This is a genomic window from Litoreibacter sp. GN1-5 (genome assembly GCF_055693805.1).
On sequence record NZ_JBVFUP010000001.1, the window covers coordinates 1,876,262 to 1,902,772 of the forward strand.

The window sequence follows — 26,511 nt, forward strand, 5'->3', positions numbered from 1 at the left end:
AGAAGGCCGGGTAGTATGAGTAATTCCAAAACGTCTCGAACTGTAAGCGAAGCAGCTTATAAGCGCCTTGAAAAGGCGGCAAAACGCAAGCCGCGTCTTGCGCTTATGGGCGAGTTCAGCGCCGGGAAATCGACGCTGATGAACCTTTTGATGGGCACTGATACGCTGCCCACGCAGGTTACAGCAACTCAGCTCCCGCCGGTCTGGTTCAAGTACGGCTCGTCCGAACCTTATCGCGTGGACATTCAAGGCAAACATCACTCGGTCGATTTGTCGAATATTGATGATATTCCTGTTGCTCAGACGCGCTATATTCAAGTGTATACGGAAGCGGATATACTTGAGATTTGCGACCTGATCGACACCCCAGGCATCTCTGACCCCAACATACCGGCGGAAGTCTGGGAACGTGCGGTACATCATGCAGACGGTGTGATCTGGTGCACCCACGCAACCCAAGCCTGGCGGCAGAGCGAAAATGCCGTTTGGGGGGCGATGCCCAAACGATTATACGAGAATAGCCTTTTGCTTCTGACCCGGGCCGACAAATTGGTACGGGAAGAAGACAAGGTGCGCCTGTTGAAGCGCATTGATCGAGAAGCTGGAAAATACTTTCAGGACAGGTATCCAGTTGCTTTGCTTGAGGCAATTGGTGCTGGCGATGATTATGAAAAATGGGTCGCAAGCGGCGCGGATGCGTTCGTAACCCGACTGATCGAAATTGTCGAACAAAAGCGCCAAACGCGTGCAGCATTACTGGACCGCTATCGCTACAACCGCGATATATCTGTCTCGCGCCCCTCGCAGTTGCGCAACCACTCTAAGCCAGCATCAACAGAGCCAGCCCCGGCACCAAGTGCGGAGCCGCAAACGCCTGCAGAAAATCAGGTGCATGAGCTTGAACAGCCACAGAAAACCGCCGAGCCACAGCGCGGCGTTCTACCAAGACGTGTTGCGGTAAAACAAGGTGGTAGCGGAAGGCAGCGGCCTCCGAGGTCGCAGGAATCGCGGCTCGCATAAAGCGCCTACCCTTGAAGCTCAGTGCTGTGCTATGACATTTCAACGCGTTAATCTAAGGCCGTGAACATGTCAGTTGAAGATGCTCTGAATTCAATAGTTGAAACAGTTCCCAATTGTACGCTTGCGGGATACGTGGACCTTGGCAGTCGTATCATGCTGAGCACTGCGACAAGTGAGCCTGTGCGTCAGGAAAAGCTTGATGCAATTGCCAAATCTGCGTCTAAACTTCTATCTTCCAAGTCCGGTTCAGGGATAAACGGCACGGTCGATGAGGCCATCATCGTCGGGGAGAATAGCCTACATATTTTCCTACGTTCGGAAAATGAAGCCGATGATGTATTGTGTTGTATCTGCACTGGCACGGCTGACATCGGCAATGCCCTGACAACTGCTCGGCAAACCCTTGATAAAGCCTTTGATTAGGGTCACAAAGCAGGTATGAAAATCTGAGAAATTCTGGGTGCAGGGTGAGCATGGAACATACCGTCATTGAGACGCTTAAAAAGCTCGACTCTACGCTACTGCCTGTCAAAAGCAGTAGCAGGCCACTGAAGGCGGATACGCCAGAAGACATTGTTGCTTCGATCATTACCGAGATTGATGAAACTGTACTTCCGCGCATGCTTACATTCACGACGGATCAAGGAAATACACTGGCGCTGGACGCAAGCGGCAGGCGGCTGTTACGGATTGTGTCTGCTATACCGGAGACCCTCGTCTCTGAAGAGGGTAAGCTGTTCTCAAAGCGCATCGAAGATGAGGCCGAACAACAGCTTAGTGGCCTGGCCGGGTTATTGACAGCGTTTGCAGAACTTTCGTTAGATCTGGCTGTTCACTCAGAGCCGCCAAAATTGAACCACGGCGTCGACGAAGTCGGCTATTCTGCATCCGAGCTAAGCAAGGCTTGTGAAGAATACACGCCGACACCCGCCCAAACGGCAGAACAAGCAAAGCCTGCAACACTGTTTGCCCGGCTGTATGAAAATTCGGGTGCTATTGCAATTGCGCGCATCCATATCACGGCTGATGGCGATATTCTTACAGAGGCAGGAACAGAAGCACATCCTTGGTTAAAAGAGTTTGCAAGATCACAAAGCCAATCCCGGGAGGCGCTGGAAAGAGATATCGAAGCAGCAATCCCGGATCCTCAATTGATTGTCTTCGCCAAACGTGGGGATATGGACGTCGCTGTGGCCTATGTCAGCGATGAGGTTGAGACAGTCGCCATCAGCTTGGATCGTATGAAAATTGAAGACATAGTTTCATTATGGAAGACTCTACTCGAATCATAGACAAAGATTCGCGACGTAAGGGAAGCCCACTGAACCGATTCAGTTGATTCGCAGCTCCCATGCCAATATTAACTATTTAGTGCCACAAAATTAGCCAAATCTGTTTCTTGGGTGCCACACCATTGTACATTGTAAAAACTTTATGACACCTTATTTTATTGGCAAAAGGGGCCAATCCTTAACCTAAGTATCGCAATCGTTTCATCTGCAAAAATAAATACCAGTGTCATAATATAAGCCACTTTACTGATAATACCCTTTAAACAGTGAACGAGATAATTTCCTTACGCATGTAGAACCCTGCGTTAATCTTTATTTCGCTTGCGAAGTGCGCAGCGTTTGCTGCTAAGGCGCAAATGCGCGTGTAATTTTTTGGAGGTACGGCTGTGAGCAGCATTCTTAAACACATCAAGACCCATGCTTTTGGCGCAATGGTCATTACAGCAATAAACTTGGCGCCCAGCGTTACGATGGCCCAAGACGTTGTTCTGAAATCAAGCGATGGGACAGTAAACCTGAGCGGGCAATTTATCGAATTTGTTGATGGCAACTATGTCATCCGCACTGCCTTGGGCGATATGCGCATCAGTTCTAGCCGCGTTTTCTGCGAAGGTGACGCCTGTCCAAGTTTTGATACCACAGAATCTGACATCATCTTTGCCGGATCTGATACAGTAGGTGAAGGTCTTATGCCTCTCTTGCTTGCTGGTTATGCTGCATTTTTGAATGCGGATGCCGAATTGTCTAATACTGGAAATGACGGTGAGGTCTTGGCCAAACTTGTCGGAGACGGCGGATTCGGAGAAGAACTTTCAACTATTCTCATTGATTCCAAGACATCTGGGACTGCCTTCAAAGCACTTCTGGATTCTTCGGCTCAAGTTGGTATGTCCTCACGACGCATCAGACCACAAGAAGCGCGTGATCTGCGCGCTGCTGGTGCTGGCAATATGGTAGATATCAATCAAGAGCATATCGTCGCGATTGATAGCCTTGTCGCTATTGTGCACCCAAGCAACCCGATCGACAGCATTGCAATCACCGACCTGAAACGTATCTACGGCGGTGAAGTAACCAATTGGTCCGAAGTTGGTGGTCCTGATCTACCGATTTCAGTTTTCAACCGTCAGGAAAGCTCTGGTACGCGTGGCGTTTTTGAAACGCGCGTCTTTGAAGGAGAAGACCCATCATCCGGATCGAACCAAACAATCGTTGAGTCGAACAATGATATGGCCGCCGCTGTGAATGCTGACCCGGGCGGAGTAGGATTTGTTGGCTATTCATTCCAGCGGGGTGCAAAAGCCCTGAACCTGATTAACGAATGCGGTATCACAGCGCAAGCAGATCCATTCTCGGCCAAAACGGAAGAATACGCACTTCAACGACGCCTGTACCTCTATAACCGCGCTGACAATCTGACAGACGATATACAGTCTTTCTTGGACTACTCGATTTCCAGTGCCGCTGACGGTGTTGTTGCAAAATCTGGTTTCATAGATTTGGGCATCACACGCCGTAGCCAAGATTTATCTGGAAGCCGAGCCAAAGACATCATCAACAACACAACCGACACATTCGAATTGGGTGTGATGCGCGATCTGCTGTCAGAAATGCAGCAATATGATCGCCTGTCGACCACTTTCCGCTTTGCAACGGGTTCCACGAACCTGGATAGAAAAGCCCAACTCGATTTGGCACGTCTTGTCGACTATTTGGAAGATCAAGGTCAGGGCACTGAAGTTGCTGTCGTTGGATTTACCGACAGTGTCGGCGCATTTGAAGCAAACCTGAATCTATCGGTCGGACGTGCACAGCAGGTGATCGGTCAGATCAATGACTTTGCGCAAGACCGACTGGGTGATGTTCAATTTGCTGCAAAGGGCTTTGGTCAACTTTCCCCATCGGCCTGCAACACGTCCGAAGACGGACGCCGCATCAATCGCCGGGTTGAAATCTGGGTTCGCAATAACGGCTAAGCGCAGATAAGGGTCATAGAACTGGCATCTATGACCCTTCCTTTCAGTAAATTTAACCGTACGCGTAAACAGTTAACTCGAAAGGTTCGTCGCACATTTGTGTGAGAGCCTTCGCCGAGAAAAGGAATATCAAATGCCTTTTAGAACTATACTGCCGGCCAGACATAAAGCCCGCACGTTCACAAAAGTGCTTTGCATAGCACTCGCAACATCATTCTCAACTGCAACTGGTCAAGTGGGCGTTGCTACAGCTCAGGTTCCCGCCGAAGGTGCATCTGAGCGGGTGAACCTGTCCGGAAAACTACGAATGCTAACACAACGTATCTCGGCCGAAGCCTGTAACTTCGCTGCGGGAATAGCCGTAGATGAAGCTGGAAAAGCACTGAGAAATGCTGTCGACGAATTTGAAAAGATCATTGCAGGCCTTGAAAAAGGCGATGAAGATCTTGGTATGATTGGTGAGGAAAAACGCCCGAAAACAATTCGTGCAATCCAAAACCTGCATGATTTATGGATACCATTCAAAACTGCAGCCGAAAGCGTTCTGGACGGATCAGACAAAGATGGTGGCATTGCCCATATTTCAGAGAATAATCTGGAGCTTCTGAAATTGGCTGTCTTGCTGGTATCAGAAATTTCAGGCCAATACTCAAATCCCAATGAATTGCTGCAGTCCGACGCAATGCTAATCGATATTTCAGGACGGCAGAGAATGCTATCTCAGAAAATGGCCAAGGAAGCCTGCGCAGTCGAAACCGGAAATACTGTTTTGGGTAATACTGAAGGCCTGACGTCAACCATGGGGACATTTGAAACATCTCTACTGGCGTTGCGTGATGGTATGCAAGCCGCTGGCATAAACCCTCCCCCTACGCCAGAGATTGAGACCTCACTCAAAAGTATCTGGGGCAACTGGGAAATAGTTAAAGATGAACTTGAGGGTCTAATATCAACCGGAACGGCATCCCTTGATGTCGAAGCTGATATTCTCCTTAGGCTTGATGTGATCCTGAAGGATATGAACACAACAGTTGGGATGTACGAAACATTCGCCAAAAACCGTTAAGAAATCGTATCTACATAATAACAAGGTGCCGGGTATTATCTGCCCGGCATTTTTATTTTAGACATCTATGTAATCTAACCGCGTAGTCTACCTGAGAGGCCGCGTATATGTATCAGGACGATAGCTTTCACACTCTGACCTCACTTGCCCAAACGGGCCTTGTGATTTTATCTGCAAGTCTTGCGATTGCCGTCCTTCTAATATCCCGTAAGTTAGGCCAAAACAGACGCCGCTCTGTACGTGCTGCCATTGCGCTGGTCCTATTTTGGCTATTTGTCTGGCTCTCCCCTCAATTTTATTATGGATATTATCTGCTGATTTTTGACGATCTCCCCTTGCAAAACGTGGTCCAAAGCCCGCCCTCACCTGTTACTTTATCGAAGTTATTGACCTTTCATGGCAAGGTGACTCTCTCGGAACATGGACAAGCCCTTTTGGGTTGGACATTGATCCTATTCGCTATAATCCGACGATGATCGCCTTTTCGTGTACATCGCGGGAAAACTCTTCGGCATCTCAGTCCTTATGTTCGCAAAACGAAGTGGCAAGCCAAATCATCACGCTTGAAACTGCATCCCATGCAACTGCGCATAAATGCCCTTTTCCTTGATCAACGCATCATGGTTGCCCAGTTCAGCGACATGGCCAGCATCCATCACGATGATCTGGTCAGCATTGCGTATAGTTGATAACCGGTGAGCGATAACCAGCGTTGTACGCCCTTGCGAAAGGCGATCCAATGCATCTTGCACCAGCTTTTCTGACTGTACGTCCAAAGCGCTCGTTGCCTCATCCAATAAAAGAATGGGCGTATCGCGCAACAAAGCCCGCGCGATTGCCACCCGCTGCCGTTGCCCGCCCGATAGGTTTGATCCGCGTGGCCCAACGGCACTGTCCAACCCGTGGGGTAGACTGTCTAGGAAATCTGTAACATGGGCTGCTTCCAATACTTCCTGTAGCTTTGTTTCATCCACATCTGTGCGGCCCAACAGAATGTTTTCGCGCAGCGTTTCGTCAAACAACAAAGCGTCCTGAGACACGACCGAAAACAAACTTCGAAGATCAGCAATCGCAAAATCGCGCGTATTGATCCCTCCTATTGTAACCCGCCCTTCTTGCGGATCAATTAACCGGGTCAGTACGTTGAACACAGTGCTCTTCCCTGCACCGGATTGGCCAACCAGAGCAGTTGTACTCCCTTCCGGCACAATAAAGCTCAAATCGCGTAAAACAGGCAAATCCCCATAAGCAAGGCTGATGGCATCAAACCGGATATCGGTCGCGTCTGGCATGGCAAAATCACGTTTCATCGTCTCGCGCACCATTGGTTCTGTATCCAGCAAGTCAAAAATCCTGCCCAAACTGGCCTGCATCATTTGCCAATAGCCCGCTACATTCCCAAGCCGACGCAAAGGCTGAAAAGCCAATGACATGGCTGTGAAGAAGCTCATGAACTGTCCCAAGCTTTTCTCACCCGCGATAATCTGTGGCCCGCCATAAAGAAGAACACAGAAGAACCCGAAGCCTACAGCAATATCGACAAGTGCCGGAACCGTCGATTGGCCTGCAGTCGTCTTAACTGTCGATGTAATCCAAGTGTCCGATAGGCCTGCAAATTGCTCTACCTGATATCGCTCCATTCGGTTTAACTTAATCGGCGTGATTCCGTGGAAAATTTCATCCAACCGGGTTGTCCGTTTACCTGCAATTTCACGCAGGTGAATGCTTTTCCTGCGAATATAACGCTGCACCGCCAGGCTGGGCAGTAGCAGCAAGGGCGTGCCGAGCGCTGCAACCAGCGTCCAAACCCAATCGGTCCAAATTGCAACAGCCAAAAGCATTATCAACGAGATCACATCCCGCGCGGCACCGGTCAAAATTGCGCTCCACATAGACTGGATCGCCATGGCATCCCCCTGCACTCTTTCAATCAGCGCACCAGGTGAAGTTTTGGAGTGGTAGGCATTATCCAGATGCAGGCTATGCCTTAGCAGATCAACCTGAAGTTCTGTGGAGGCCCGCAGATTGACCCGTATCATAATTACGCGGTGTATAATTCCGGTAATCGCCCGGATGGCGAACAGGCTGAATATACCAACGGCCACAAACCAGATGGCCGAGCTGCGGCCTTCGACAAAGACCTGATCGAACATCGGTTGCAACATATAGCTGAGCGCACCCAAGGTGCTGCCCTCAATGACCATAAACACCGATGCAACGATGATCCATGGTAAGTGTTTGCGCAGATAACCACGCCATAATCTGCCAAAGAGCTGGCCTGAAGACTGGGGTGGTTGGGAAGGCTTTGCCATTTAGGGCTCTGATATTGCGGCGCATGGGCCAAGATTGTGCCGATTTAACGCGGAATGCTACATCGCCACAAGAAAGAACGCAGATAGCGCTTCCCACTGCCGTTATGAAGCGCTATCAGGCCGCGTCTACCCAAATGACAAAGGAACCAGAGAAATGGGTTACAAAATCGCCGTCGTTGGTGCCACTGGCAATGTGGGCCGCGAAATACTGAACATTCTGGCCGAGCGCCAGTTTCCTGTTGATGAGATCGCCGCGCTTGCATCGCGCAAATCTCTTGGCACGGAAGTCACGTTTGGCGAGACGACCCTGACGATCAAGGATCTGGCGACCTTTGATTTTTCTGGCTGGGATATTGCGCTATTTGCTGTAGGCTCAACTGCGACCAAGGAATATGCGCCAAAGGCCGCAAAGGCAGGTTGTGTGGTCATCGATAACTCATCGCTATATCGCTACGATCCGGATGTGCCTTTGATTGTGCCGGAAGTGAATGCAGATGCAATTACGGGGTATTCCAAGAAGAATATCATTGCGAACCCGAATTGCTCGACCGCACAGATGGTTGTCGCCCTCAAACCTTTACATGATCGGGCAAGGATCAAGCGAGTTGTCGTGTCGACCTACCAATCTGTTTCCGGCGCGGGCAAGGATGGCATGGATGAACTTTGGGACCAGACCAAATCTATCTACAATCCCACCGATGATAAACCTGCCCAGAAGTTTACAAAGCAGATCGCCTTCAATGTGATCCCTCATATCGATGTGTTTATGGAGGATGGCTCCACCAAGGAAGAATGGAAGATGGTCGCCGAGACGAAGAAGATCGTCGACCCAAAGATCAAGGTCACAGCCACATGTGTGCGTGTGCCGGTTTTTGTGGGCCATTCCGAAGCCGTGAATATCGAGTTCGAGGACTTTCTCGACGAGGATGAAGCGCGCGATATTTTGCGTGAAGCGCCGGGCGTGATGGTGATCGACAAACGCGAAGATGGCGGCTACGTCACGCCCATCGAGTGCGTGGGTGATTTCGCAACTTTTATTTCACGAATACGTCAGGATTCGACGATCGAGAACGGCCTGAACCTTTGGTGTGTCAGTGACAACCTTCGCAAGGGGGCCGCTCTGAATGCTGTGCAGATCGCCGAAGTGTTAGGCACGCGTTGCCTTAAGAAAGGCTAAGCTACTGTATCTAAGCAGCGTCGTTCTTCAGGAATGACGCTGCAATTGTGTTTCGCAGATGCATAGCAGGCAATTCGGTTGGTAAATCTGAATGATCGCCGAAATCAGCATGAATTTGCGCAAAAGCCGGTGTGTTACTTTCTGCCATATGTTCAAATGAGAAGATGAAATCGTCTTCTTCGACCATATCATCAGCACTCTCAAGCAAGTCGGCAATAACACCCGAGATCGCAACATCTGGAATATCCGACAGCGTGATTGTGCAGACATCTCCGGCAAATCGGAAAAGCTGTGCGTTTTGCATGAAGTTCTGGAAATCTTCAGCACTGCAAAAGGCGGGTAATGGGTGGCCCGCAACCACAAATAACCCATCTCTTTGCGTGCCGTTATCTTGAAATACAAAGCTCAATACATGTGTGGTACGGACAATGCCATCTTCCGACCATGTCAGTCCGAAAAACTCAACATCTGTAGAGGCAAAACCATCATTGAGATGAGTCCCGTTAAAAAGCATGTTGTAATCGCTTAGGGCAACCGAGGCCGTATCTTCGTCAGTATCACGATAAAACGCGCATATCTCGTTCACGCCAATGCGTGACACAATCTGCAGTTCCGCAGAGCTGATATCGTTCATCTCACCATTAACACATGCGTTAACCTGAAAACCTTTAAGTGTAAAAACTGTCATTTTAGGCTGACCTCAATTTCTTTATCGTCGAGCCTAGTAATAATGCAGATGTTTTAATGAGTGCTTAAGCTACTGAAAAAATAAGGAAAAATTAATTATACCGTTGAAAACAACGGTGGAGTGATACAAAATACACGTCGAAAACAGTCGGATCAGACTTTCACGAAGCCTTGTTCGGGAATGAAATGCTCCAGACCGCCCTCGGCGATATCGTTCCATAATCCGTGCAGACTCAGATGCCCACTTTCTACTGCAGCGTTAACGAATGGAAAGCTTTGTAGGTTGGCAAGAGAGATCAGGATCGCTTCTTTTTCAAGCGCACGTTTGCGAAGGTCTTCGTCTTCAACGTCTTTGACGCGCTCATACCCGGGACGCAGAATATCCATCCATCTGCCGATAAAGCTGGTCTTTTTCTCAAGCTCGGGCGCTTGCCCAGAACACATATCATGACAGCCCGCCACGCCGCCGCATTGTGAGTGGCCCAATACAATAATATGCGCCACCCGAAGACTGCTGACCGCATATTCCACAGCCGCCGAGGTGCCGTGATGATCACCATCAGGCGCATAAGGGGGAACCAGATTGGCAATATTGCGGTGGATGAAAAACTCTCCCTGCTCTGCCCCAAAGATAGACGTCACATGCACACGGCTGTCACAGCAAGAAATAACCATAGCCCGCGGATTTTGCCCTACTTCGCTCAATCTGCGATACCACGGCTCATTCTCGGTATAGGTTGTTGCTTTCCAACCATGGTAGCGTTGACCCAGATAGGCAGGCAGCGGTTTGATGTTACTCATGACATTTCCTTTGTTCTTGCGCCTTGATAGGAAGAATTTTCGGAAACTTCGAGATATTATTGCTTTTCAGGGAAACTCTTTTTTCACCCTGAACAAGTCATGTCACATCTGTGCTTTGGGGAAATGCGTAAAAAAGGGGTGCGACATGGGACATGTCTCTCAAATTAGAATTGCGGAAACCGTAACACTTGATTCCGACAGATTGGTGGAACTCTGCGTTGCTTTGGGTGAAGCAGGAACAGAAACGCTTGTTGCTGATACCATGACAGAACTATCCGTCGGGCTTGCCGATATGGAAGACGCTTACAGTACGCAAAAGTTGGATGTGATCCGAACACGCGCACTGGCGTTAGGAAAAAAGCAGATCATGTGGGGATGACAACCTTTGCGCGGGTCAGTCAGGATGTGATTGAATGCGCAGAACTTGGCTTGTCCGTGCCTTTGGCGGCAACCTTGACGCGTTTGCGTCGCGTATCTGACAAAACCCTGACCGCCGTCTGGGAGGTGAATGATATGTCTCTATAATATAACCGTATCTTCAGTGCTTGAAGATCGCGGCAGGACAGATAGGCTATCCCAAACATTATTCTGGATACCCTATGCCCCGATTTTCAGAGACGACGCAAACTGCGCGGCCCATTTTTATCCTGCCCAAAGACCGGCTGGATGGCTGGATGGCTCAACAGGATCAGATCACCCAAAACTGGGTGAAGACCCAGGGTTTTACGGCCAATCATGGCCAGTTATGTGTTGTGCCAGACGCAGACGGCGGCATTGCAGCCGTTCTGGCGGGTGAAGGAACAGCGACGGACAAGCGCCGTAGCCGGTTCATGCTGGCTGGCATTGCATCCAGGCTGCCTGAGGGAAGTTACCGAATTGCCTCTGACCATCCCACCGATGCGCTAGAGGAACACGCGCTTGGATGGCTCTTGTCTCAATATAGTTTTGAACGGTATCGCACCCGCCCACCCCACAAAGCGCGACTAATCTGCCCGGACAATTTGGATGCTGCGCGGCTTGAGCAAATCGCGGCTGGCGAATACTTGACACGCGATCTGATCAACACCCCCGCCAGCGATATGGGCCCCGACGCGCTGGAGAAAGCGGCGCGGGCGCTTGCCAAAACCTATGATGCACAGATCAAGGTGATCACAGGCTCTGAGCTTCTGGAGAAAAATTTTCCGATGATCCACACAGTCGGGCGGGCCTCAGCCACAGCTCCACGCCTGATCGATATGCACTGGGGCGATAGCGGCCCCACATTGGTTCTTGTCGGCAAAGGCGTTTGTTTTGACACTGGGGGCCTGAACATCAAACCTGGTGCGTCGATGAAATTGATGAAAAAGGATATGGGTGGCGCAGCAACTGTCCTTGGTCTTGCGCATATGATCATGGGGTTGGGCTTATCATTGCGTTTACGCGTCCTGATCCCGGCAGTCGAGAATGCCATTGATGGCTCCGCCTTCCGCCCGCAGGACATTTTGACCGCCCGCAACGGCATGACAGTTGAAATAAATAACACCGATGCCGAAGGTCGGCTTGTTCTGGCCGATGCTTTGGCACTTGCAGATGAAACCTCGCCGGATTTGATGATCTGCATGGCGACCCTAACGGGGGCTGCGCGCGTTGCTGTTGGCCCAGACCTTGCGCCATTTTATACCGATGATGCGTCCCTTGCCGATGTAATCAGAGAGGGAGCAAACGCCGTCCGCGACCCGGTTTGGCAAATGCCATTCCACGATCCTTATGAACCAATGATCGAACCGGGCATTGCAGATCTGGACAACGCACCATCAGGCGGTTTCGCGGGATCCATCACTGCGGCACTTTTTCTGCGACGGTTCGTCAGGGATACCGCCCGCTTTGCTCATTTTGACATTTACGGCTGGCAACCCACCGCAGCACCGGCACGCCCCAAAGGCGGCGTCGGACAGGGCGCGCGGGCAATTCTGGCAGCATTGCCAAAAGTGCTGGGCCTGTGAGCGACCCACGCCTGACACCTTTTAACGGTCGTGTGGCTGCTGCATATTTGAAGGGGCGCATCAAATCACCCGCTTATGTTGAGGGCGAAACACTGTCCTGTAATGTCGCGGTCGCTGACCTTTTGGGCAAACCCGGTGGGGCACGCGCCACGCAATTGCTGTATGGGGATGAGTTTACCGTCTTCGAACGCCATGACGGCTTTGCTTTTGGTCAGGCAACGCGCGACAGCTATTGTGGATATATGCGCGCAGATCAACTGGCTAAACGTGAACAACCGACCCATTGGGTGTCAGCGCCAGCGACCCACTTATATGGTGAACCTGATTTCAAACAGATCCATGAGGGCGAATTATACTTCACCTCAAAAGTCGCAATAGCCGATCAAGACGGCCCTTGGGCGCGGCTACAAACAGGCCAATATGTACCCAGCCTGCACCTATCCCCCCTTACAACGCGGATGGATAATCCCGTTGATGTGGCAGACCTGTTCCTCGGCTCCCCATATGTATGGGGCGGTTCGACGCGTGCCGGAATCGATTGCTCAGGGTTGGTTCAGATTGCGCTCCGCGCTTGCGGTATATCCTGCCCCCGAGACACCGATATGCAAGAGGCTGATCTAGGCAGCGCGGTCTATGGCGATGTCACACCACAAAAAGGCGACTTGCTGTTCTGGAGAGGCCATGTCGGCATTATGGCTGCAAATGATATGCTGCTGCACGCAAATGCACATCATATGGCCGTTGCCTATGAGCCTCTGAATGTGGCCGTAGAGCGTATCGAAAAGTCTGATGGCGGACCGGTCACAAGCCTGAAACGGCTGTAAACCCTATTCGATCGCCCGAATGAGCTTCTTTTCAAGCACGCGCAGCACCTGTTTCAGATCAGCACCACGTTTCAAAATACGGCCATCCATTCCGATCACTGCATATTGCTGCTGTTTCACGGACAGTGTCGGGCGTTTTTCTATGCGGTAAATAGGTTGTTCTGCTGCACGCCGAAAGATCGAAAACACTGCGACGTCCCTCAACATGGAAATTCCATAATCGCGCCATTCACCCGCGGCGACCATACGCCCGTAAAGGCTCAGAATAATGGCAAGTTCTTTGCGGTGAAACGCGACTTGTTCCGGAGGTTTGAACGGGATCAGCGAGATCGGAGTATTCTGGTTCATTCAACAAGATTGACGTGTGAACTTAGACGACGCAAGCCTTGCCCCAAATTTGCCAGCATAAATTCGCAAGATTACCACGTGCTAACCCCACTTACGGCCTGATCTGGGTAGATAAGCACCTTTGTAGCGAGCCTTGGCTCACCCCCGATGCGGTATCATAGCCCCCACCAGATTGCCGCATCGGGGCTACAAACTTCACCTCTTATTGTAACGGCTCTTGCGGCACTGCAAAGGTCAAGGACGCCCATAACGATTTCCAAACCGGGCCACCTTTCGGGTCGTCATTATCCAATGGTTCCAATACGACGGCATCCACAAGATATTCATGCCCCGGCAATATAGGCAGGCGCGCCTGCCCTTGCGCATCAGTTCGATGCAAGCTCACAGTCACCTCGCCCGATGGATCTTTGTCAAACAACTCTATCTGCGCATCCGCACGTGGCGCATCGTCCAGAAATACCTGTACTGGAATTTCGGATAGGTCATCCCGGTAGGGGTTTGCAAGCGCCACGATCTCTGTACGCAACCCGACCTTTTGATCTGCCCCGGCCCCATCGCCTACAGCAATCAGGCTTTTGGCAAAGCGGCGGTATGCTTCGGTAAATCCTTCCTTTGGAATACCGCGCGCAACATGATCTTCCAAAGCAGCCACAAAATCCTTGTGCTTCACGAACTTCTCAAACTTCGCCCAATCGCTATACTTGAGTTGACTGTCTGTCGTTTCGTGTACCACCACCAGCAGGCCGTCCGGAATGCCCTCAAGTGTCATTGCAGGTGTGTCACCAAGACGGCCTTCCACCGCACTAGATTGCCCGGCCTGCCAAGTTTCGAACCGCGTATATTGCTTAGGATTATAAGAATACGCGCTACCGCGAAATTCCTGACCAACGCGCAAGTCAGCCTGCACTTGCTCTCCGCTTGCAACGGTATAGGTTGGCGGAGAAATCCAAAACTCATGGGCAAACGCTGCCATGGTCGATACGACAACAACCAAACCGGCAAACGCAATTCGAAGGCTGAGCATGGGCAATCCTTTCATGAACACACTTCATATGCTGGCGCGTCTCGTGACTGTGTCAACCATTCTGCTTGTCACAATGCTGTTTTCCGCCAACGCCCATGAGGTTCGTCCTGCCATAGCTGATGTGGAACTGAGCGAAGACCGTATTTCCGTTGATATACGCTTGACGATCGAACCGCTACTGGCAGGCATAAATCTGCAAGGATTACAGGATACAAACGACGCCCCAGAGGCGCAGGAGTATGACGCGCTTCGCGCACTGCCCCCAGACGAGGTTGCGGATCGCTTCATTAACGCATGGGATTATTTGCAGGCCAGCTTTCTGGTTGAAGCAGGTGAAACCGCCATTCTTTTGAACCTTGATGACATAAGCGTTTCTGACCCTGGCGATGCAGAACTGCCCCGCGACACGCAAATCAAGCTCAGTGCGCCACTGCCTGAAGATGGCAGCAATGTACGTGTGGGCTGGGTTGCAAATAACGGTCCTATCATTATCCGACAGGTCGGTGGTGGTGGTGATGCCTATGCTGCAAACTTAGACAATGGCACGCTGAGCGAACCGCTCCCACGTGCGGGCGCTGTGACTGAAAGCGGTGCAGCGGTGTTCTTTCGCTATATCGGGGTTGGCTTTGATCATATCATACCCAAAGGTCTTGATCATATCCTGTTTGTGTTGGGCCTGTTTTTTTTGTCTCTGCATCTACGCCCGTTGCTTACGCAGGTCACTGTCTTCACCGTGGCCCATACTATAACGCTTGCCTTGGCAAGCCTTGGCTATGTGTCGGTGAACCCGGCCATCGTTGAGCCGCTGATTGCGGCTTCGATCGTCTATGTGGCGGTTGAGAACCTGTTCACCAGTAAAGTAACATGGTGGCGACCGTTCATCATATTTGGGTTCGGCCTGCTGCATGGCATGGGCTTTGCCTCGGTTCTGGAGGAATTCGGCCTCGCACCAGGTCGCTTCGTTGCCGGGTTGATCGGATTTAATGTAGGCGTCGAAATCGGCCAACTTGTCGTCATCGGGATTGCCCTTGCGCTTCTGTGGTTGGCGGTGCAGGGCGCAAAGATCAAAAAGCTTGATTCACTGGAAGAAATCGTGCGCGAGCATGAGGTGATGTATCAAGCTATCTCGATTGTGGGTTCCATTCTCATTGCCATCATCGGCGCCTATTGGACATTCGAGAGGGTCTTTCTCTGAACCCTTCACGCGGAATTCTGTTCAAACTTGGTGCGGTCACGATGTTCATCGTGATGGCGAGCCTTATCAAGATCACAGCCGAACGGGTTCCCGCCGGGCAAACCGTGTTCTTCCGCTCGTTCTTTGCTTTGCCCGTGATCCTGATCTGGATTGGTGCGCGAGGTGCCTTGCGCACAGGACTGAGCACACAAAACCCCTTAGGTCATTTCTGGCGCGGGCTGGTCGGGACCTGTGCAATGGCAATGGGGTTCGCATCACTGGGATTGCTGCCGTTTTCAGAAGTCAAAGCCATCCAATACGCACAGCCCGTTCTGGTTGTAGTCTTCGCTGCCATGTTTCTGGGTGAACCAGTCCGTGCATTTCGATTGTCCGCAGTTGCTCTTGGCCTGGCTGGAGTACTGATCATCATGTCACCGCGTATGACAGTCTTGTCTGAAGAAGCACTTGACGTGACCATGACGCTTGGCGCGGTGTTGGCTTTTGGCTCAGCCGTAATGGCAGCACTTGCCCATGTGTTTGTGCGCAAACTGACCCGGACAGAGCTAACCTCTGCCATTGTCTTCTGGTTCTCGGTCACAAGCTCATCACTCGCTTTGCTCACGTTGCCATTCGGATGGGTCATTCCAACGACAGGTGACGCTTTTATGCTGGTCTGCGCTGGCTTGGTTGGTGGCGTCGGTCAGATTTTTCTGACCTCCAGCTACCGTCATGCGGATGCATCGGTTATCGCACCATTCGAATATGCATCGATCCTGCTGGCGCTGGCCATCGGCTATTTTGTTTTCAGCGAAGTGCCGACCAAAATGATGATCTTTGGCGTAAGCCTGATCATCGCTGCCGGCATCCTGATCATCTGGCGCGAACGCCAGCTTGGGCTGGAACGCGCAAAAGGGCGGAAGGTCATGACGCCGCAGGGGTGATAGGGTCTGGCTATCTGCTCAGCAAAACGGCACTCACTGAAACAGCCAAAATATGCTACAAATACCCACCAACATATGAATGGAGGTCATAATGACGAAGCATATACTCGACAAATCTTCTGCTCATAACGAAAAGCTCTATCGTCGCCATGCCTATGAAATTGAACGCTCAAAGCGCCCCAGCACCTCGACACTGGCTTTACAAAAGCGTGCAAAAAGCCGTGACAAAATAGGCCGGGTCGAACGATTCGCAGCCATTGACAGGGGATCTCAAGCTTAACTGCGCACCAGCTTGTCATAACCTTCGGTAATACCTCGCGTCAGGCTGCCAACCTCAAAGTTATAGTCACCGATCTGGCCCACCGGGGTCACTTCGGCGGCTGTGCCGGTCAACCAGCATTGCTCGAAACCCTCAAGCTCGTCAGGCATGATATGGCGTTCATGCACTTTGACCTGAAGATCCTTGAGCATCCCAACAACCGTCTGACGCGTTAATCCATTCAAAAAGCAGTCAGGCAGCGGCGTATGCACCTCGCCATCCTTGACGAAGAAGATATTCGCCCCTGTCGCCTCTGCCACATAGCCGCGATAGTCAAACATCATTGCGTCAGAGCATCCCTTGGCTTCGGCCGCGTGTTTGCTCATCGTGCAGATCATATAAAGCCCGGCAGCCTTGGCGTGGCACGGAATTGTCTCGGGCGACGGACGCTTCCACTTCGAAATATCCAGCTTTGCGCCTTTCATCTTAGCATCACCATAGTAGTTACCCCATTCCCATGCGGCGACCGCCATACGCACCGGGTTGCGAGAGGACGCAACGCCCATATCTTCACCTGCGCCGCGCCAGCAGACAGCACGAACATAAGCATCCGTCAGGTTATTGGCTTTCAGTACTTCATATTTTGCCGCCTCGATTTCATCGACGGTATAGGGGATCGGCATGTCGATCTCATTGCCTGAGAAGATCAGTCGTTCAGAATGCTCACGGCTTTTGAAAATCGTACCGCCATAACAGCGCTCACCTTCAAAAACGGAAGAGGCATAGTGCAGACCGTGCGTTAAGATATGCACATTCGCATCGCGCCAGTTTACCAGTTTGCCATCCATCCAGATGACGCCATCACGATCATCGTAGCCACCAGCCATAGTCCTGCTTCCTTCTTGTAAACACGCACAGAATTTTCGTTTGTTACCAATATATATCCGTTTCGGACATAATATTTCGCAAAATCATAGATTTGCTACCATTCGATACTTGGAAAGTCAACAAGGCTGACATAAACTGCAGAAAATGACAGACAGAGGAAGCCCTGATGTCGGATCGAGGAACTGGACAAATTGCGACCAGCGGCGAAAGCCTGCTGTTTCTGACAGATGATCAACTGAGGCGTGGAATTGAGGCTATGTTCTTTGCCTATCGAGGGTTTACCGCGGATCCGGATAGAATTCTGGCAGAGCATTCCTATGGCCGCGCCCATCATCGCGCAGTGCATTTTATCAACCGCTCACCTGGAACGACAGTTAACAACCTGTTGGACATTCTGGGGGTTACGAAACAATCTTTAAACCGGGTTTTGCGCAGTCTCATAGAAGATGGTCTTGTCGAATCAAGGGTTGGTCTACAGGACCGCCGCGAACGGCACTTGTTTCTGACTGAGAAAGGTCAGGCACTCGAAAAAGAATTGTCGGAAGCCCAACGCGTTCGTATGCGTGCGGCTTACCGCGAAGCTGGTCCGGATGCTGTTGCAGGCTTCCGTCTTGTTCTGGAACAGATTATGGATCCCAAAATGCGACATCATTTTCAAAATCTGAAAGATGGATCATAATGGCTGAACCTACGCAAAACGATGCACATCTGCTTATTGTCGATGATGATGAGCGGATCAGGACGCTTTTGCAGCAATTCCTGACGCGCAACGGGTTCTGGACTACAGCGGCTCGTGATGCGGCCCATGCACGTAAACTATTGGCCGGTCTCGATTTTGACCTGATCGTGTTGGATGTAATGATGCCTGGCGATGATGGTATCACATTCACGAAAGAGCTCCGCACGCATTTACAGACCCCAATCCTGCTGTTGACAGCAAAAGGTGAAAGTTCCGACCGGATTTCAGGGCTTGAGGCGGGGGCAGATGACTACCTGCCCAAACCTTTTGAGCCTAAGGAGCTGCTGCTCAGAATTAATGCGATCCTGCGCAGGGTGCCACAAAACGATGAAATCATTGAGAAGCCAAAAGTGCTGCACCTTGGCGACATTCATTATGATATTGACCGTGGCGAGATGTGGGAAGGCGATAACCTGATCCGACTGACAGCCACCGAGGTGGCATTAATGAGGATATTCTCGGCCAGTCCTGGAGAGCCGGTTAGCCGTTCGAAACTGGTCGAAGACCTGGGCCGCGACCGGGGGCAGGCACAAGAGCGGGCAATAGATGTGCAGATTACCCGCCTGCGCCGCAAAATAGAGGCAGACCCGAAACAACCCCGCTACCTTCAAACCGTGCGTGGATCGGGCTATATGCTGGCCCCGGATTAAACGATGACAACAGCTTTGTTGACCCACACCGATTGCTTGCAACATGTTACACCTGACGGACATCCCGAACGGGTAGATCGCCTGATGGCAATTTATGCCCTGTTGGATGCTATCGATGATCCCAATCTAATGCGCATCGAAGCGCCAATGGGCAATGATAGCGATATTCTGCGGGCACATCCGCAGGACCATATCGACCAAATCAAAGCGGTCGCCCCGAATACGGGATATATCTCGCTGGATGCGGATACCCATATGTCGCCCGGCTCTCTCACAGCGGCCTATCGCGGGGTTGGGGCCAATGTGAAAGCCGTTGATCTGGTCATGGACGGCTCTGCGAAAAACGCCTTTGCCGCCGTGCGCCCACCCGGTCATCATGCAGAAACAGCAAAGCCCATGGGGTTTTGCCTGTTTGGTAATGTGGCTATCGCTGCGAAACATGCGCTTGATCATCACGGGCTTTCACGTGTCACCATCGTCGATTTCGACGTCCATCACGGCAACGGCACCCAAGATCTTCTGTGGAACGAAGATCGTATCCTGTTCATCTCGTCCCATCAGATGCCGCTTTACCCCGGTTCAGGGGCAGCGCATGAGACCGGCATTGCAAATAATATTCTCAACATCCCGCTTGAGCCCAATTCCGGCAGCAAAGCATTCCGCGATGCCTATGATCGCATTGTCTTCCCAGCGCTGGAGGCATTCAAACCAGAACTGCTTTTGATCTCGGCAGGTTTCGATGCACACCGGGCAGACCCACTGGCCAATCTTAACCTGACCGAGGACGACTTCGCTTGGGTCACAGACCGCCTGTGCGATATAGCCGATGCCCACGCGCAAGGCCGCGTCGTCTCGACTCTGGAAGGCGGATATGATCTGGATGCCTTGGCTGCCTCTACCGCAGCTCACCTGACTGTATTGCTGAAGAGGGGCGCATGACCGACACACCCGTATCCGAGATGTCTTTCGAGGACGCCTTGCGCGAATTGGAAGCGGTGGTCAGTAAACTTGAACGCGGCGAGGTTCCGCTTGAGGAATCAATCACGCTCTATGAACGGGGTGCCGAGCTGAAAAAGCGCTGCGAATCCAAGCTGAAGGAAGCCGAAGAAAAGGTCGCGCAAATCACACTTGGCAGTGATGGAAAACCTACCGGGACCACGCCCGCGCAGGACATGTGAGCGAAACGTGTTCCCACAAGCGCTAACTGACGCACAGGCACGTGTGCAGGCATGTCTAGATGCATCAATGAAGGATCTGACCGGTCAGGTTGGCGACGCAATGCGATATGCGTGTCAGGGCGGCAAACGCCTGCGGGCATTTCTGGTGATCGAAGGCGCGAGATTACACGGCGTAGCCCCAGTGCAGGCAGACCGTGCGGCGGCGGCAATTGAGGCGATCCATGCCTATTCATTGATCCATGACGATCTGCCTTGCATGGATGACGATGCCCTACGACGTGGCAGACCTACAGTGCACATAAAATGGGACGAAGCGACCGCTGTTCTAGCGGGCGATGCACTGCAGACCCTGGCTTTTGAAATTCTGGCTGATCCGGCAACCGCGCACAGCCCTGAAACAAGACTTGCCATGATTAGCTCGCTCACCCGTGCCGCTGGCGCACAAGGTATGGTTTTGGGGCAGGCGCTCGACATGGCTGCCGAGACAGCGGATACCGCCCTGACGCTTGATCAGATCGCACAATTGCAAGCTTGCAAAACCGGCGCTTTGATCGAATGGGCCGGACAGGCCGGCGCAATTCTGGGGGACGCTGATCCTGGGCCCCTGCGCCAATACGCCCGCGCGCTTGGGCTTGCCTTTCAAATCGCAGACGACATCTTGGACGTAGAGGGCGATGCGGATAAGATGGGCAAACGTCTTGGTAAGGACGAAGCGGCGGGTAAGGCAACATTCGTCTCGCTTCTTGGTCTGGACACAGCAAAGGCCCGCGCCGCAGAACTGGTACAGCAGGCCGAAACCACTTTGGCCCCATATGGGTCCGAGGCACAGAATTTGAAGGCTGCTGCGCGCTTTGTGATTGCACGCGATAGCTGAACGCTGAAAGGCAAACCGATGAGTGATCGTCCGGAAACACCGACCCTTGACCGCATCAAGATACCCGCAGATCTGAAAGTTCTGTCCGATGTCGAGCTTCATAATCTTGCCCACGACCTGCGGGCCGAGACAATCTCGGCCGTGTCACATACAGGCGGGCATCTTGGCGCGGGCCTTGGTGTGGTTGAGCTAACCGTTGCAATACATGCAGTGTTCGACACCCCCCGTGACCGCCTGATCTGGGATGTCAGCCACCAGTGCTACCCCCACAAAATCCTCACGGGACGCCGCGACCGCATACGCACACTGCGCCAGAAAGATGGCCTCAGCGGTTTCACAAAACGTAGCGAAAGCCCTTATGATCCGTTTGGCGCGGCTCATAGCTCTACCTCGATCTCTGCTGCATTGGGCATGGCCGTCGCTCGCGATCTTGGCGGCGCGCCCGAGCACGGGATTGGCGATTGTATTGCTGTAATCGGCGACGGTGCCATAAGCGCAGGCATGGCTTATGAGGCGATGAACAACGCGGGCCATCTTGGCAAACGGCTCATCGTAATCCTGAACGACAACGATATGTCCATTGCCCCGCCTGTCGGCGCCATGTCCTCCTACCTATCTCGACTTTATGCAGGGGAGCCATTTCAAGAATTCAAGGCTGCCGCGAAAAGCGCCGTATCGCTGCTGCCAAGCCCGTTTCAGGAAGGGGCCCGCCGCGCCAAGGAAATGCTCAAAAGTGTCACCGTCGGCGGCACGCTCTTTGAAGAGCTTGGCTTTTCCTATGTTGGACCCATTGACGGGCATGATCTGGAGCAGCTGCTGGCTGTTTTGCGCACCGTCAAGGTCCGCGCGGATGGCCCGATCCTGATCCATGCCATCACCAAGAAAGGCAAAGGCTATGCGCCTGCCGAAGAAGCCTTAGATCGTGGCCACGCGACCGCGAAGTTCGATGTCATCACGGGCGAACAGAAAAAGAGCCCGTCCAATGCACCAAGCTACACCAAGGTCTTTGCGCAGTCCCTTATCCGCGAAGCCGAAGAAGATAGCCGTATCACGGCTGTCACCGCTGCTATGCCTGACGGCACAGGCCTCAATCTGTTTGCCGAACGCTACCCAAGCCGATGTTTTGACGTGAGTATTGCCGAACAACATGGCGTAACTTTTTCTGCAGGTCTTGCTGCAGGCGGCATGAAGCCTTTCTGCGCCATTTATTCGACCTTCCTGCAACGGGGATATGATCAGATCGTCCATGATGTCGCCCTGCAACGGCTACCTGTGCGGTTTGCCATTGACCGCGCAGGGCTTGTCGGTGCCGATGGTGCAACCCATGCCGGCTCATATGATATCGCCTATCTGTCAAACCTGCCCGGCATGATCGTCATGGCAGCAGCTGATGAAGCGGAGCTTGTCCATATGATCGCCACAGCCGCACAGATCGACGACACGCCCAGCGCGTTCCGGTTTCCGCGCGGTGAAGGCGTGGGGGTTGAGCTGCCAGAACGTGGTCAACCCATTGAGATCGGCAAAGGCCGCCTGATCAGCGAAGGCAATCAAGTTGCCATCCTCTCGTTTGGCACCCGCCTGTCTGAAGTTCAGATCGCCGCCGAAAATCTGGCAGCAAAGGGCATCACAGCAACCATCGTTGATGCGCGATTTGCCAAACCACTCGACACCGACCTGATCTTACAAATCGCCCGCCATCATGAGGCATTGATCACTATTGAAGAAGGGGCGATCGGCGGGTTTGGTAGCCACGTAGCCCAGCTTTTGGCCGAAAACGCAGTATTTGATACCGGTCTCAAGTTCCGTTCCATGGTCTTGCCGGATATCTTTATCGACCAAGCCTCACCGCGCGACATGTACGACGTAGCCGCGATGAATGCCCCGCAGATCGAGGCGAAAGTCCTGCAAGTTTTGGGCGTCGACGTCATTGGGCAGCGCTCAAAGGGCGCGTAATACCTGTTTATTCGGTAGATACTTGATCGACGGTGCGGCAGATTATTCAAAGCTGGAACCAGTGTATTGCACGGGTTATCCAGCCTCTTTGCCCCTAAAAAACCACCTTCGGACAGAAGCATCATCGACAGAGCTGCCCTGCGGTTCACATTTGCCTTGTCGAAGATACGTCGCAGATGGGTCGCCACAGTCCAATGGCTGATATCAAGCGTCAGTGCTATTTCCTTGTTGGTCAGGCCACGCGCAGCAAGGCGCGTAATTTCGGTTTCGCGTGGTGTCAGAACATCAGAAAGGGACTCGGCTTTCTTAAGTGACGGCAGTTCCGAAAATGTATCGTGAGTGGTTTGTTTTTTACATAATTGGGTCATGGTAAGGCTCCCTGGGTACTTGGCAATAATGTACATTCTGAAAAACACGTCCGGTCTTAACGCCGGGCTCGCGCTTTCAAAGGTATCACATTTGCGGCCCGCGAGATACCTGCAGATTTCTGCAAGCCAAGGCTTTCTGCCGAGGTCAGCCAATCATCACATTGATCAACGATATCTTCGAGGAAGGTTTCGAAGTCGATACGGACATCGGACAGAATGTAGGGCTCCGCTAACCAGCGCAGCACATCCCGCCCAGCCACCGCCATGCGGGACCGTTGCGACGCAAGGGGCGCCTCATCCAGATAACGCTGCTGTATTTCCTCCAGCGTGTCCCAAGCAGTGGGCGAACCAAACAGGTTCATGATGTCGTCAGACCCCAGAATGGCAAAGGCCGCTTCAAGCAAGCCCATCACTTCGGTCCGCATGACGGCGATATGACCGTAGGACACGTGGCGTAGGTTATGACGCAGATCAAGACCAGCACGACGCACAACAGCCATGGAACCAAAACTTTCTCGGCTTCCGTCCTTACGAATGACTTCGCTCACCCGCTTATCCTGGAAGAACTGCGAAACCTGCATGTTGAAATTGGTAAACAGCTTGTGGAAAGGCGAATTGGGCCGGGCCCCTTTAGGAGGTGTGGCATCGGTGTAGCTGAATACTTTCCGATAAGCCGCACGGCGTTCGCGTAGCGTGTAGCGCAAGGTGGAATGACGATCAAAACGGAACAATCGAACAGCCCCCTCGCCATCGGAGAGACGAACCGACCCAGCGCGGAACAGTTCTTGCAATTTAAGAACTGCGCGGAAGACTGAGCTTTGCTCCATCTGGAACAGATAATACAAATCTGAAATAGCAAGCAGACGTTCGCGGCTAACCTGATCGTCGTAGACCGGAACGGACGGGACATAACGCACACCGTCAATATCGGTAGGTGGCACGTCGCTAAGCCCGATCAAATCCATCAAACCCTGATCCAAAGGGGCCTCTTTGGCCCTTTCCGTATCGTCGATCAGATCGATCAGGGCGCTGACCTTCTGATTCAATGCCTCAGCCAGTTTCGGATCTTTGAGCAATGCAGCGCGGGCATCGGCCACAAGCCATTCACGCGTTGCAGCCAATTGCCCAAGCGCCTTCTCAATCTCGCCATTTGTGCGTGGATCGTCAGCCATGGTGTTGTCTCCTTACATATCGGTTGTACGGGCTCAGCGGCGGTTCTGGGCGCTGCTTTGCTTGATCAGATTTGTGATCAGCTCTTCGATGGTTTTGAGATGGCGTTCCAGTTCGGCCAGATGCCTGCGTCCCAGCGCATAACGGTTGGTGTTGACGGTCGGGAAATCGCTTTCATTGATGTCCTTAAGTGCCAGATACTGGGTGCGACGGGCACTGCGCAGCCGGTCAAGGTCTCGGCCATTCAGATCAGGCTTCAGCAGGACTGGACGGGCCATCATGCTTTCTGTTTCAATCCAGCTCAGCAACCGGCGCAGATCAATACTATTCTGACCTTCCCCCGCGAAAATCACTGATTGATCCGCGACAGACACGCCAGCGGCCACAAGGGCATTGCGGGCCGATAGGACAGAACTGGTGATTGCTTCGTTCAATACACGGATGCGGCCCAGATACGGCCCAAGAGAGCCGTCATCGATCAGCAACTGATGCATAGTGATCAGATGGAAAAGGATTGCAGCAACTGCCTTATCATTGGCCTCAGCAGTCAAAATGCCAATATCTGGATCGCGCAGCACCCGGTCACGGGCCAGATCTATTGGAATGGCCGACAACAATGCATCGGATGAATCGTATCTCAGGCCAAGAAGCTTGAAGAAACTGCTGACCTCACCTTTATGTTTGATGCCGTAGAGTGAAACGAGGGATGTCAGATCCAGTAATATCTGCTCAAACAGCTCGCCGGCCCAGGTATCAAAGGCGCCAAGTTCTGTACTGGCTTCATTCGCCAGCTTGTCAACACCAGCTTCAATTGCATGACGTAGATCATCAACTTCGTCCTGATCTCCGTAGACGGTTTCAGGCTCCAGCCGGTAAAGATGGGACAGGATCGGCGCTTTCAACGCACGGATCGTATCTGCCGAGACCGCCTGCGCCCCAAGTGCGATACTGTCAGCCCCAATCGCAGACCCACGGGCACGCAAAGGGTTGAATGTGAACGTATTAGCTCCGTCGTCACCCTCAACAATGACAGAGCGATCAAGCCCGTCGAACAGCTTATCAAGCAGATCATCCCTATCCATCGCCAGAGCGCCATCACTGTTGAGGTTCGGCATGCCAAGGGCGGTCTGGAGTTTCTGGTCCAGTACATTGCCAAAGGCGTTATATTGGTTCGCTTCGCCATGTCCGGTAGCTCCGCCATAGCCATGACCATCGATCTGAAGCCGGGACAAGGCATCCACGACACCCCCAAGCGCATCGGCGGTTGATGGATTGTTATAAGTGTTTCCATTCGACATTTTGGTGTCTCCTGTCTTGTCTTTGGTTGGAGGTGGGACGAGGTATTCCGGCTCATTATTCGAAGCTGCCACGATGTCTTTCACAGCCTTATCGAAATGCGCCAGAAGGTCTGGCAAGCGGGCATGGTCTTTTGCGATACGCTCTCTCTCACGCTTCGTCAGGCTGGTATCGTCTTTCAATGCTTCTTGCAGTTCGGACTGATGATGCCCGTTGGGTAAATAGAACGGCGCAATATCATCCAGAAGCTCGCACAGCTTTTGCAATTCATCCCGCTGATCGTTTGTCAGATCTTGCGTATCGTAGCTTGCAAAATCCGGTAGGAACTCCGTCACATTGCTAAGGCTTTCCTGCTCTCGCATCAGAATTGAGACCACATAAGGGATAGGCCCGTCCTTGTTGTCATCGCTATGCTTGTCGATGATCTTGGTAATGAACTTCTGATACCTGGTCAGAATACTGATAAGCTGCTTTCCCTGGACGATAACGTCATTTGGTGGCGTGGGCATGGC

The 26,511-nt window shown here is 52.2% G+C and carries 27 protein-coding genes and 1 pseudogene; 19 read left to right on the forward strand and 9 right to left on the reverse strand.

The genetic code is table 11. The features are described 5' to 3' along the window. Window positions 1–15 precede the first annotated feature (15 nt). The 5 genes from ACZ1HF_RS09485 to ACZ1HF_RS09505 all read left to right on the forward strand — a co-directional run bounded on the left by ACZ1HF_RS09485 (window position 16) and on the right by ACZ1HF_RS09505 (window position 5,354). Window positions 16–1,020 carry a dynamin family protein gene (locus tag ACZ1HF_RS09485; protein WP_472657257.1) on the forward strand — a complete coding sequence of 335 codons (1,005 nt, stop codon included), beginning with the start codon at window positions 16–18 and terminating at the stop codon, window positions 1,018–1,020. A 66-nt stretch (window positions 1,021–1,086) separates the two neighbouring features. Then, the gene (locus tag ACZ1HF_RS09490) at window positions 1,087–1,443 is read left to right on the forward strand and encodes a hypothetical protein (protein ID WP_472657258.1); all 357 of its coding nucleotides are present in this window, start codon (window positions 1,087–1,089) and stop codon (window positions 1,441–1,443) included. A gap of 50 nt (window positions 1,444–1,493) precedes the next feature. After that, window positions 1,494–2,312: a hypothetical protein gene (locus tag ACZ1HF_RS09495; RefSeq protein WP_472657259.1), complete on the forward strand. Its 819-nt coding sequence runs from the start codon at window positions 1,494–1,496 to the stop codon at window positions 2,310–2,312. Between the two features lie 386 nt (window positions 2,313–2,698). Beyond that, window positions 2,699–4,288, forward strand: a complete 1,590-nt coding sequence (locus ACZ1HF_RS09500) for a phosphate ABC transporter substrate-binding/OmpA family protein (protein ID WP_472657260.1) — start codon at window positions 2,699–2,701, stop codon at window positions 4,286–4,288. Window positions 4,289–4,421: 133 nt separating this feature from the next. Continuing rightward, a complete protein-coding gene (locus tag ACZ1HF_RS09505; RefSeq protein ID WP_472657261.1) occupies window positions 4,422–5,354 on the forward strand; it encodes a type IV pili methyl-accepting chemotaxis transducer N-terminal domain-containing protein in 933 nt (310 codons plus the stop codon). A 557-nt stretch (window positions 5,355–5,911) separates the two neighbouring features. On the opposite strand, the gene ACZ1HF_RS09510 is transcribed toward ACZ1HF_RS09505, so the two are convergent. After that, window positions 5,912–7,666 (reverse strand): ABC transporter ATP-binding protein, encoded by a 1,755-nt coding sequence (locus tag ACZ1HF_RS09510; protein WP_472657262.1) that lies wholly within the window; start codon window positions 7,664–7,666, stop codon window positions 5,912–5,914. A gap of 154 nt (window positions 7,667–7,820) precedes the next feature. Here ACZ1HF_RS09510 and ACZ1HF_RS09515 point away from each other — a divergent pair, with 154 nt between their 5' ends. Further along, a complete protein-coding gene (locus tag ACZ1HF_RS09515) occupies window positions 7,821–8,843 on the forward strand; it encodes an aspartate-semialdehyde dehydrogenase (RefSeq protein ID WP_472657263.1) in 1,023 nt (340 codons plus the stop codon). Window positions 8,844–8,853: 10 nt separating this feature from the next. Here the strand turns inward: ACZ1HF_RS09515 and ACZ1HF_RS09520 are convergent, their stop codons facing one another. Both ACZ1HF_RS09520 and ACZ1HF_RS09525 read right to left on the reverse strand, forming a co-directional pair. Then, entirely contained in the window at window positions 8,854–9,531 is a 678-nt protein-coding gene (locus tag ACZ1HF_RS09520; RefSeq protein ID WP_472657264.1) for a hypothetical protein, read from the reverse strand. A 152-nt stretch (window positions 9,532–9,683) separates the two neighbouring features. Then, the gene (locus ACZ1HF_RS09525) at window positions 9,684–10,331 is read right to left on the reverse strand and encodes a carbonic anhydrase (protein ID WP_472657265.1); all 648 of its coding nucleotides are present in this window, start codon (window positions 10,329–10,331) and stop codon (window positions 9,684–9,686) included. Here ACZ1HF_RS09525 and ACZ1HF_RS09530 point away from each other — a divergent pair. The 4 genes from ACZ1HF_RS09530 (at window position 10,330) to ACZ1HF_RS09545 (ending at window position 13,137) form a co-directional block, all read left to right on the forward strand. Next, entirely contained in the window at window positions 10,330–10,710 is a 381-nt protein-coding gene (locus ACZ1HF_RS09530) for a hypothetical protein (RefSeq protein ID WP_472657266.1), read from the forward strand. The genes ACZ1HF_RS09525 and ACZ1HF_RS09530 overlap by 2 nt on opposite strands. Continuing rightward, a complete protein-coding gene (locus ACZ1HF_RS09535) occupies window positions 10,707–10,856 on the forward strand; it encodes a hypothetical protein (protein ID WP_472657267.1) in 150 nt (49 codons plus the stop codon). The genes ACZ1HF_RS09530 and ACZ1HF_RS09535 overlap by 4 nt, the downstream gene beginning before the upstream one ends. A 74-nt stretch (window positions 10,857–10,930) precedes the next feature. Continuing rightward, the gene (locus ACZ1HF_RS09540) at window positions 10,931–12,313 is read left to right on the forward strand and encodes a leucyl aminopeptidase family protein (protein WP_472657268.1); all 1,383 of its coding nucleotides are present in this window, start codon (window positions 10,931–10,933) and stop codon (window positions 12,311–12,313) included. After that, window positions 12,310–13,137 carry a C40 family peptidase gene (locus tag ACZ1HF_RS09545; RefSeq protein WP_472657269.1) on the forward strand — a complete coding sequence of 276 codons (828 nt, stop codon included), beginning with the start codon at window positions 12,310–12,312 and terminating at the stop codon, window positions 13,135–13,137. Before ACZ1HF_RS09540 ends, ACZ1HF_RS09545 begins: the two co-directional genes overlap by 4 nt. Before the next feature lie 3 nt (window positions 13,138–13,140). Here the strand turns inward: ACZ1HF_RS09545 and ACZ1HF_RS09550 are convergent, their stop codons facing one another. Further along, on the reverse strand, window positions 13,141–13,485 hold the full coding sequence (locus ACZ1HF_RS09550; protein WP_472657270.1) for a DUF2794 domain-containing protein: 345 nt from the start codon (window positions 13,483–13,485) through the stop codon (window positions 13,141–13,143). Window positions 13,486–13,687: 202 nt separating this feature from the next. Beyond that, window positions 13,688–14,524, reverse strand: a complete 837-nt coding sequence (locus ACZ1HF_RS09555; protein WP_472657271.1) for a DUF4198 domain-containing protein — start codon at window positions 14,522–14,524, stop codon at window positions 13,688–13,690. Between ACZ1HF_RS09555 and ACZ1HF_RS09560 the strand changes: the two genes are divergently transcribed. From ACZ1HF_RS09560 to ACZ1HF_RS09570, 3 genes are all read left to right on the forward strand, one after another. Then, the gene (locus ACZ1HF_RS09560; RefSeq protein WP_472657272.1) at window positions 14,523–15,704 is read left to right on the forward strand and encodes a HupE/UreJ family protein; all 1,182 of its coding nucleotides are present in this window, start codon (window positions 14,523–14,525) and stop codon (window positions 15,702–15,704) included. The two genes, ACZ1HF_RS09555 and ACZ1HF_RS09560, sit on opposite strands and share 2 nt — an antisense overlap. After that, window positions 15,701–16,624: a DMT family transporter gene (locus ACZ1HF_RS09565; protein WP_472659020.1), complete on the forward strand. Its 924-nt coding sequence runs from the start codon at window positions 15,701–15,703 to the stop codon at window positions 16,622–16,624. The genes ACZ1HF_RS09560 and ACZ1HF_RS09565 overlap by 4 nt, the downstream gene beginning before the upstream one ends. Window positions 16,625–16,715: 91 nt before the next feature. Beyond that, window positions 16,716–16,904 carry a hypothetical protein gene (locus ACZ1HF_RS09570; RefSeq protein WP_472657273.1) on the forward strand — a complete coding sequence of 63 codons (189 nt, stop codon included), beginning with the start codon at window positions 16,716–16,718 and terminating at the stop codon, window positions 16,902–16,904. On the opposite strand, the gene ACZ1HF_RS09575 is transcribed toward ACZ1HF_RS09570, so the two are convergent. Next, window positions 16,901–17,770: a branched-chain amino acid aminotransferase gene (locus ACZ1HF_RS09575; protein ID WP_472657274.1), complete on the reverse strand. Its 870-nt coding sequence runs from the start codon at window positions 17,768–17,770 to the stop codon at window positions 16,901–16,903. The genes ACZ1HF_RS09570 and ACZ1HF_RS09575 overlap by 4 nt on opposite strands. Before the next feature lie 167 nt (window positions 17,771–17,937). On the opposite strand from ACZ1HF_RS09575, the gene ACZ1HF_RS09580 reads away from it, so the two are divergent. Genes ACZ1HF_RS09580 through dxs form a run of 6 tightly spaced genes read left to right on the forward strand, consistent with a single transcriptional unit; the run spans window position 17,938 to window position 23,165 of the window. Continuing rightward, a complete protein-coding gene (locus ACZ1HF_RS09580) occupies window positions 17,938–18,450 on the forward strand; it encodes a MarR family winged helix-turn-helix transcriptional regulator (RefSeq protein ID WP_472657275.1) in 513 nt (170 codons plus the stop codon). After that, on the forward strand, window positions 18,450–19,160 hold the full coding sequence (locus ACZ1HF_RS09585) for a response regulator (protein ID WP_472657276.1): 711 nt from the start codon (window positions 18,450–18,452) through the stop codon (window positions 19,158–19,160). The genes ACZ1HF_RS09580 and ACZ1HF_RS09585 overlap by 1 nt, the downstream gene beginning before the upstream one ends. Window positions 19,161–19,163: 3 nt before the next feature. Then, complete coding sequence (locus tag ACZ1HF_RS09590) at window positions 19,164–20,099, forward strand: histone deacetylase family protein (RefSeq protein ID WP_472657277.1); 936 nt, start codon at window positions 19,164–19,166, stop codon at window positions 20,097–20,099. After that, the gene (locus ACZ1HF_RS09595) at window positions 20,096–20,338 is read left to right on the forward strand and encodes an exodeoxyribonuclease VII small subunit (RefSeq protein ID WP_472657278.1); all 243 of its coding nucleotides are present in this window, start codon (window positions 20,096–20,098) and stop codon (window positions 20,336–20,338) included. The genes ACZ1HF_RS09590 and ACZ1HF_RS09595 overlap by 4 nt, the downstream gene beginning before the upstream one ends. Further along, a complete protein-coding gene (locus ACZ1HF_RS09600; RefSeq protein WP_472657279.1) occupies window positions 20,298–21,212 on the forward strand; it encodes a polyprenyl synthetase family protein in 915 nt (304 codons plus the stop codon). The genes ACZ1HF_RS09595 and ACZ1HF_RS09600 overlap by 41 nt, the downstream gene beginning before the upstream one ends. Before the next feature lie 18 nt (window positions 21,213–21,230). Further along, entirely contained in the window at window positions 21,231–23,165 is a 1,935-nt protein-coding gene (gene dxs, locus ACZ1HF_RS09605; RefSeq protein WP_472657280.1) for a 1-deoxy-D-xylulose-5-phosphate synthase, read from the forward strand. A 131-nt stretch (window positions 23,166–23,296) separates the two neighbouring features. On the opposite strand, the pseudogene ACZ1HF_RS09610 reads toward dxs, so the two are convergent. The 3 genes and pseudogenes from ACZ1HF_RS09610 to ACZ1HF_RS09620 form a co-directional block, all read right to left on the reverse strand. Next, window positions 23,297–23,569 (reverse strand): annotated as a pseudogene (locus ACZ1HF_RS09610) (response regulator transcription factor); the annotation flags it as partial. Window positions 23,570–23,589: 20 nt separating this feature from the next. Then, window positions 23,590–24,705 (reverse strand): hypothetical protein, encoded by a 1,116-nt coding sequence (locus ACZ1HF_RS09615; RefSeq protein ID WP_472657281.1) that lies wholly within the window; start codon window positions 24,703–24,705, stop codon window positions 23,590–23,592. A 33-nt stretch (window positions 24,706–24,738) separates the two neighbouring features. Then, entirely contained in the window at window positions 24,739–26,508 is a 1,770-nt protein-coding gene (locus ACZ1HF_RS09620; RefSeq protein ID WP_472657282.1) for a hypothetical protein, read from the reverse strand. Window positions 26,509–26,511: the final 3 nt, after the last annotated feature.